Source organism: Bradyrhizobium sp. FW305-F6, assembly GCF_058782905.1.
In genome coordinates, this window is the sequence record NZ_JBYSYD010000003.1 from 869,821 (window position 1) to 878,609 (window position 8,789).

Below are 8,789 nucleotides of genomic sequence, written 5' to 3' on the forward strand. Positions count from 1 at the left end.
CGCCACGGCCCGGGGGCCTACTGAAGAAACTGGAACGGGAATCAAATGAAGAAGAATTTGTTGCTTGCTGCCGTCAGCCTGGTTGCGCTCAGCGCGGCTGCACCGGCGCTGGCTGCTGACCTCGCGGCTCGGCCCTACACCAAGGCGCCGCCGGCGGCGATCGCTGCGGTGTACGACTGGAGCGGCTTTTACATCGGCGTCAACGGCGGCGGCGGTTCGGCTCACAGCACCTGGGATCTCGTCGGCGGCGGCCGCGAGGGTTCGCATGATGCGACCGGCGGTACGGTCGGTGGCCAGATCGGCTATCGCATGCAGTACGGTCAGTTCGTGTTCGGCGTGGAAGGTCAGGGCAACTGGGCCGACTTCACCGGCGACAACGTCAGCGCTCTGTTCGCAACCCGCAACCGCTCGAAGATCGACTCGTTCGGTCTGATTACCGGTCAGGTCGGTTACGCCTGGAACAACGTGCTGCTCTACGTCAAGGGCGGTGCAGCCGTGGTCGGCGCGAAGTATGAAGTGTTCAGCACGGCTTCGGGCGCGCTGCTGTCCTCGAACGACCAGACCCGTTGGGGCGGCACGGTCGGTGCCGGTCTCGAGTTCGGCTTCGCGCCGAATTGGTCGGTTGGCGTCGAATACAACCACATCTTCCTGTCGGACAAGGATGTCACCTTCGCCGGCCTAGCGGGAACCGACCGCATCAAGCAGGACGTCGACATGGGCCTCGTCCGCCTGAACTACAAGTTCGGCGGTCCGATGATGGGTCGCTACTGATAAAGATCGCTCTCCTTCCAGCGATCATCGAAAGCCCCGGCCTTGGCCGGGGCTTTTTTGTTGCGGGAATTCAGCGAGTTAACCATTCCCCCTCGAGATCATCCGCCGCGCTTGACTCCCGAGAACGAAAAGAGAACAATGTTCCTCATACGTTCTAGCAACGGAGCGAGACATGTTCAGGGTTTTCGTCGAAGAAGCCGCCGCACTGGCGTCGATCACGCTGTTCGTCGGGATGATCGCGATCTGGGCCCAGGTCATACCGCAGCTCTGAGTCCGGAGGCTCCAAGCGTGTCCGGTTGGGGAAAAGCGGGAGGACGGGGCGAAGTGGCGCTTCCTGCGTGGACTCTCGCGGCGCGGCACCGCACCATTGGGGGTGCGAGTCGGCCGCACAGGCGCATGATGCCTTGAGGAGCCGGCGACCGCTCCATTCCATCTGTTAGAGGCCGTCACGCGACCATGCCGAGCGCCGGATTTGTTCACCTTCACGTTCACTCGGCCTATTCGCTGCTCAAGGGCTCGATCAAGATCGCCAAGCTTGCCGAGCTTGCGAAGAAGGACCACCAGCCGGCGCTGGCGCTGACCGACACCGACAACATGTTCGGTGCGCTGGAGTTCTCCGACAAAATGGCGGGCTCCGGCATCCAGCCGATCGTCGGCTGCGAGCTGGCGATCGATTTCGGCGATCAGGATCCGAATGCGCGCAACGCGATCGGGCCGTCCCGCGTGGTGCTGCTCGCCGCGCAGGAGCGCGGCTATCGCAGCCTGATGCGGCTCAACTCGCGCGCGTTCCTGGAATCGCCGGACAGCCATGCACCGTTCATCAGGTTCGATTGGCTCGAGGGCGAGACCGAGGGGCTGATCGCGCTGACGGGCGGACCGGACGGGCCGATCTCGCTGGCGCTCGCAGGCGGCATGGCCGAGCTCGGCGCCGCGCGCTGCGAGCGTCTGGCCGGCCTGTTCGGCGACCGTCTCTACGTCGAATTGCAGCGCCACAACGTCGAGAAGGAGCGGCGCGTCGAGAGCGGATTGATCGACATCGCCTACGCCAAGGGGCTGCCGCTGGTTGCGACCAACGAGCCGTATTTCGCTTCGACCGACGACTACGAGGCGCATGATGCGCTGCTCTGCATCGCCGGCGGCCGGTTGATCGCCGAGACCGACCGCGTGCAACTGACGCCCGATCATCGCTTCAAGACGCGCGCCGAGATGGCGCTGCTGTTCGCCGACATTCCGGAGGCGCTGGCCTCGACGGTGGAGATCGCCGAGCGTTGCTCGTTCCGGCCGATGACGCGCAAGCCGATTCTGCCGTTCTTCACCGTCGGCGCCGCGCAGAGCTCGGACGCCGCGTCGGTCGAGGCCGCCGAACTGAAGCGTCAGGCAGAGGAGGGGCTCGCCAACCGCCTGCGCGTGCACGGGCTGTCGCTGGGCACGACGGACGAGGACTACAACAAGCGCCTCGCGTTCGAGCTCGACGTCATCACCCGCATGAAATATGCGGGCTACTTCCTGATCGTGTCCGACTTCATCAAATGGGCGAAGAGCCAGGGCATCCCGGTCGGGCCCGGCCGCGGCTCGGGCGCAGGCTCGCTGGTCGCCTGGGCGCTGACCATCACCGACCTCGACCCGATCAAGTTCGGCCTGCTGTTCGAGCGCTTCCTCAATCCCGAACGCGTCTCGATGCCGGACTTCGACATCGACTTCTGCCAGGACCGCCGCGGCGAGGTGATCAAGTACGTCCAGGAGCGCTACGGCCGCGACCAGGTCGCGCAGATCATCACCTTCGGAACGCTGCAGGCGCGCGGCGTGCTGCGCGACGTCGGTCGCGTGCTGCAGATGCCCTATGGCCAGGTCGACAAACTGACCAAGCTGGTGCCGCAGAATCCGGCGGCGCCGGTCACGCTCGCCGCCGCGATCGAGAGCGAGCCGAAGCTCCAGGCGTTCCGCGACGAAGACCCGGTGGTGGCGCGCGCCTTCGACATCGCCCAGCGCCTCGAAGGCCTGACGCGCCACGCCTCGACCCACGCGGCCGGCATCGTGATCGGCGATCGCCCCTTGAGCGAACTCGTGCCGCTCTACCGCGATCCCAAATCCGACATGCCGGTGACCCAGTTCAACATGAAATGGGTCGAGCCCGCGGGGCTCGTGAAGTTCGACTTCCTCGGCCTGAAGACGCTGACCGTGCTCGACGTCGCCTGCAAGCTGCTCAAGCCGCGCGGCATCGATGTCGATCTCGCGACGCTGCCGATCGACGATGCCGAGAGCTACCAGATGCTGGCGCGCGGCGACGTCGTCGGCGTGTTCCAGGTTGAAAGCCAGGGCATGCGGCGCGCGCTGATCGACATGCGCCCCGACCGTTTCGAGGACATCATCGCGCTGGTCGCGCTCTATCGCCCGGGCCCGATGGCGAACATCCCGACTTATTGCGCGCGCAAGCACGGCGACGAGGAGCCGGAATATCTGCATCCGGTGCTGGAGCCGATCCTGAAAGAGACCTTCGGCGTCATCATCTACCAGGAACAGGTGATGCAGATCGCGCAGGTGATGTCGGGCTATTCGCTCGGCGACGCCGACCTCTTGCGCCGCGCCATGGGCAAGAAGATCCGCGCCGAGATGGACAAGCAGCGCGACATCTTCGTCGCGGGCGCGATCAAGAACGGCGTGCCGAAGGGGCAGGCCGAGACCATCTTCGAACTCCTGGCGAAGTTTGCCGACTACGGCTTCAACAAGAGTCACGCGGCGGCTTACGCACTGGTGTCCTACCACACCGCCTACATGAAGGCGCATTACCCGGTAGAGTTCATCGCGGCGTCGATGACGCTCGATCTCAACAACACCGACAAGCTGTCCGAATTCCGCTCCGAAGCGCAGCGTCTCGGCATCAAGGTCGAGCCGCCCAACATCAACCGGTCCGGGGCGACCTTCGAGGTGGGCGAGAAGACGATCTATTATGCGCTCGCCGCGCTCAAGGGCGTCGGCATCCAGGCGATCGAGCAGATCATCGCCGAGCGCAGCAGGGGCGGCCTGTTCACCTCGCTCGCCGATTTCGCGGCGCGGGTCTCGCCGCGCGCGATCAACAAGCGCATCATCGAAAGTCTCGCGGCGGCCGGCGCCTTCGACACGCTGGAGCCGAATCGGGCGCGCGTCTTTGCGGGCGCGGACGCGATCCTCGCCGCCTGCCAGCGCGCGAACGAAGCTGCGACCATCGGCCAGAACGACATGTTCGGCATGTCGGCGGATGCGCCGACGATCATGCTGCCCCAGGTCGAGCCCTGGCTGCCGGCCGAGCGGCTGCGGCGGGAATACGACGCCATCGGCTTCTTCCTGTCCGGACATCCGCTCGACGACTACGCGACCGTGCTGAAGCGGCTGCGGGTGCAGAGCTGGGCCGAGTTCTCGCGTGCGGTGAAGACCGGCGCCACCGCGGGCAAGGTCGCTGCCACCGTGGTCTCGCGCATGGAGCGGCGCACCAAGACCGGCAACAAGATGGGCATCATGGGGCTCTCGGATCCCACGGGCCATTTCGAGGCGGTGCTGTTCTCCGAAGGCCTTGCGCAATATCGCGACGTGCTGGAGCCTGGCGCGGCCGTGCTGCTGCAGCTGGGGGCCGAGCTCCAGGGCGAGGACGTCCGCGCCCGCGTGCTCCACGCCGAGCCGCTCGATGACGCCGCGGCCAAGACGCAGAAGGGCCTGCGCATCTTCCTTCGCGACACCAAGCCGCTGGAGTCCATCGCCAAGCGTCTTGCCGGGCCCGACATGGCGGCCTCCAACGGCAGTGCGCCGAAGGTCGGCAGTCCCGGCATCGCACCGCGCGGAAACGGCGACGGCGAGGTCTCGCTGGTGATGATGATCGACCTCGAGACGGAGGTGGAGATGAAGCTGCCCGGCCGCTTCAAGGTCTCGCCCCAGATCGCCGGCGCGATCAAGGCGGTCGCGGGGGTGGTGGACGTGCAGCAACTCTGACATTGCCTGCATCGCCGCAAACCAAGGCTTAACTATTCGGCTCGCACGTGGTTTCGAACTTGCGCGAGCGCAGCTATCAGTTGCTGCCTCGACGATCTCGTTTGGCGGGAAACCAGGAAGAAAAACAACCATGTGCGACAAATGCTCTGAAAATCTGCATCAAGCTGTTGCTCCCTCCCGGCGCGCGATGATGCTCTTCGCCGGTTCGGCACTTGCGGCGGCGGCGCTTGGCGGGTCCGCGCTGGCGAAGGAGGCGAAGGCGCCGCCGAAGCCGCAGAACGTGTTGTCGCCCGATGCGGCGCTGAAGCGGCTGATGGACGGCAATGCGCGCTATGTGTCGGGCGTGTCGCGGCGCCACGACTTCAAGCACGAGCGCGAGGCGCTGGTCGGCGGTCAGAATCCGTACGCGGCCGTGTTGAGCTGCGCCGATTCCCGCATCGCGCCGGAATATGCCTTCGACAGCGGACGCGGCGACCTCTTCGTGTGCCGCGTCGCCGGAAATTTTGCCGGCGACGAGACGGTTGCGAGCATGGAGTACACCGTCGCGGTGCTCGGGACGCCGGTGATCCTGGTGCTCGGCCACGACAATTGCGGTGCGGTCGACGCGACGATCAAGTCGCTGCAGGACGGCAAGCCGTTGCCGGGGCACATTCCCTCGCTCGTCGCGGCGATCGCGCCGGCGGTGAAGACAGCGGCCCAGCAGAGCGGCAACGCGCTCGACAACGCCATCCGCCAGAACGTCATGGACAACGTCGCCAAGCTGAAATCGGCTGCCCCGATCCTCAACGCAGCAGTCGAGCAGGGCAAGCTCAAGGTGGTCGGTGGGATCTATCGGCTGAGCACCGGGACGGTCGAGTTACTCGCGCAGGCCTGAGGCTCGCCTGAATCGGAGCGGGGCGGCCGGCCTCTTCCAGCACAGGCCGGCCGCCGGAAACCCGTAGAACGCAATCGGCGCAATGGTCGTCGATGGTGTTGCAACCTGGCGCTGATTCCAGCTAGCATGCATCCCGGGGAATGGACTGGGGTGTGCGAAATGCTGCGACGAGCCGCGTTGTTGCTGGCCGTTGGCGTGATGCTGGTGGGCTGTGTTACCAATCAGGTCGGGACCGACTTTGCCTCTGTTTCGAAGAAGGTCGGGCCTCCGCGCGCCGGGCATTCGCGCATCGTTCTGCTCCAGGACAAGAGGAATGGCCTCAGCATGGCGATCTGCGCCTGCGAGGTGAAGCTCGACGGCGCGCCGCTCGGCAAGGTCGTGGCTGGCAAGTATGTCTATGCCGATCGGCCGGCGGGCCGGCACCAATTGCTGGTGACCGAACTGATGTTTCCGGGCGACACCAAGCGCGAGATCGTGATGGAAGCCGGCCGCACGCACTTCTATCTGATCAAAAGCAGCCCGAGGCACGATGCTACAACCGGCGGCGCGGTTCTCGGCGGGCTGGTCGGACTCGCAGCGGTTTCGATCGCGACCGCTGGTGAGGCCAATCCCGGGCCGGCCGAGCTCGTGCCGCTCGACGAGGCGACCGCGCAAACCAAGCTCGCCGAATTGCAGGCAGTGGAGTGAGGTGTGCCCGACATCCTTGGCTTCGATCGCCGGGGATCAAGCACTTGACCGCGCCTTGCATGGTTTCGAGCTGACTTGAGGCTGACAGGAACCACCTCCTGTGGCGTGGCCACGTCACTGCCTCAATCCGAGCCTTTCGTTCAACCACCGTTCAGCCGGCTGCGCGCCTGATGCGCCGTGGCACATCAACAACAACAGCGGGCGAGAAAGCCATGCATGGGACGCTCCGGGTCGTCATTTGCCTTCTCCTGCCGTTCCTCACCCTTGCCGCCGTCGCGCCAGAACCGGCGCGCGCGCAAGCGCAGGAAAAGCGCCTTGCACTCGTGGTCGGTAACGGCGCCTATGCCAAATCGCCGTTGGCGACGACTGCGAACGATGCCGGCCTGATCGCGCAGACGCTGCAGGCGGCGGGCTTCGACGTGGTCGGTGCCCGCGATCTCGACGGCGACACGCTGCGCAAGAGCTTGCGCGACTTCATCCAGAAGGCCCAGGCTTCTGGACCGGGCACCGTCGCGATGATCTATCTTGCCGGCTATGGCCTGCAGCTGGCCGGCGAGAACTATTTCGTCCCGGTCGATTCCAACATCGCTCGCGACACCGACATTCCGACCGAGGCGCTGCGCATCAGCGACTATGTCCGCCAGCTCGCGTCGATTCCGCTCAAGGCCAGCATCGTCGTGCTCGACGCGGCCCGTGCGCAGCCCTTCATCGAGGGCGGACAGCCGATCGCGAGTGGCCTCGCGCTGGTCGAGCCCGAGGCCAACATGCTGATCGCCTTCAACGCCGCGCCCGGCACGGTTGCGCCGGAGGAAGCGGGACCTTACGGCATCTATGCCCAGTCTCTGGCCGAGATGATCCGCACCGGCGGCCTGCCGCTGCAAGAGGTGTTCGACCGCGTCCGTCTCCGCGTCAACGAAACCAGCAAGGGCGCGCAGGTACCCTGGAACGAGCAGAAGATATCGGCGCCGTTCTCCTTTTTCGAGCGCGGGCCCGATGCGCCGCCGCCGCAAGCCGCGCCCGACCAGGTCGCCGCGATCCGCAACAAGCCGATCCGCGATCTCGGCGTGCAGGATGCCTATGCCGCCGCGCTCGAGCGCGACACGCTCGCGGCCTATGAGGAATTCCTCGCGGCCTATCCGAATGATCCGCTCGCAAAGCGCGTGAGGGCGATCGCGGCGGCGCGCCGGGAAGCGATAACCTGGCGGCGGACCTATCGCGCCGATACGCCGGACGCCTACTGGTCGTACCTGCGCCGCTATCCGCGCGGGCCGCATGCAGGCGATGCCCGGCGCAGGCTCGCGATCCTGACCGCACCGCTCGAGCCGCCGCCGAGCTTCGCCATGATCGACTATGACGTGCCGCCGCCGCCGCCGGAGGAGGTGGTCTATGTCGATCGCCCGGTGCTGTATTTCAGCGATCCCGATTTCGGCTTCGTGCCGCCCCCGCCGCCGCCGGTCTACTATCTGCCGCCGCCGCCGCCGGAGTTCGTCGTGCTGCCGCCGCCGCTGCCGGTGGTCGGGCTGTTCGTGCTGCCGCAGCCGGTGTTCGTGCCGATCCCGGTGTTCGTCAGGCCGCCGGTCTATGTCGCGCCGCCGCCGAACAACATCATCTATCAGAACATCCACAACACGACGGTCATCAACACCGTGATCAACCGCCCGCCGGCGCCGCCGCCTGCGGGGGGAGCAGGCCCAGGGGGCGGACCGGCCAATCTGGCGCCGGCCGTCGCCGGACGCGCCAATCCGGCAGGTCCTGCGGTGCCGCAGGCTGTGGTCCAGCGCGCCGCCCTGATCCAGCAGGGCAAGGCGCCGATGCCGCCGAGCGCAACGATCCAGCCGACGGCGAGGCCGGGCATCGCGGCACCGGCACCGGCCAATGTCGCTCCGGCCAATGTTGCTCCTGCCACACCCGCGCCGCCGCCGGCCGGGGCAGGGCGGATGCCCGCCGCTGTCGCGCCGAACGCCGCGCCAAGCCCGACCGCAACCGCCCCTGCCGGCAGCGCGGCTGCGCCCCCGCCAGCACCGGCGGCCGCCAAGCCGCCGCAGGCCAATGTGCCGCCGCAGGCCAATACGTTGCCGCAGGCCAATACCTTGCCGGTGCCCGGGACCCCTGGCGGACCGCCGCCCCCAGCCGGAGCAGGACGCGCGCCCGGCACTGCTCCACCTCAGGGCAAACCCGCTGCGACTGCCACGGCGCCCAACCCGCCGTCGGCGCCTGGAGGTTCAACGCCGCCCTCCGCCGGACTGCCCAAGCCGGGGGTAGCGCCCTTGTCCGCAACTGACCCGCGCGGCAGGCCCACCAGCGCCCAGCCGGGCGTCTTGCCGGCCCCGAGCACAGCCGGCAAACCGGCCGCCCCGACCGCGGTCAGGCCCGCGGCGCCGCCCCCGCCGGTGGCTGCCCGGGAGCCGTCCGGGGGGCAGGGGCACCGGCCGGCTCCGCCGCCGCAAGCCGTCAGGCCCGCCACGCCGGCAGCCCATCCCCAGGCGCTGGCGAGACC

Annotated in this window: 5 protein-coding genes; all 5 read left to right on the top strand. The window is 67.2% G+C overall.

Going from position 1 to position 8,789, the window contains the following annotated elements; genetic code table 11:
- The first annotated feature begins 45 nt into the window (after positions 1-45).
- The gene (locus AC3WLX_RS24510) at positions 46-771 is read left to right on the top strand and encodes an outer membrane protein (RefSeq protein WP_492337895.1); all 726 of its coding nucleotides are present in this window, start codon (positions 46-48) and stop codon (positions 769-771) included.
- 456 nt (positions 772-1,227) lie between these two features.
- A complete protein-coding gene (gene dnaE / locus AC3WLX_RS24515; RefSeq protein ID WP_492337896.1) occupies positions 1,228-4,731 on the top strand; it encodes a DNA polymerase III subunit alpha in 3,504 nt (1,167 codons plus the stop codon).
- Positions 4,732-4,861: 130 nt separating this feature from the next.
- Positions 4,862-5,605: a carbonic anhydrase gene (locus AC3WLX_RS24520; RefSeq protein ID WP_492337897.1), complete on the top strand. Its 744-nt coding sequence runs from the start codon at positions 4,862-4,864 to the stop codon at positions 5,603-5,605.
- Between the two features lie 159 nt (positions 5,606-5,764).
- Positions 5,765-6,292, top strand: coding sequence for a DUF2846 domain-containing protein (locus tag AC3WLX_RS24525; protein WP_291630603.1), 528 nt, complete (start codon positions 5,765-5,767; stop codon positions 6,290-6,292).
- Positions 6,293-6,504: 212 nt separating this feature from the next.
- The coding region (locus tag AC3WLX_RS24530; protein ID WP_492337898.1) for a caspase family protein at positions 6,505-8,789 on the top strand (2,285 nt) is incomplete at its 3' end.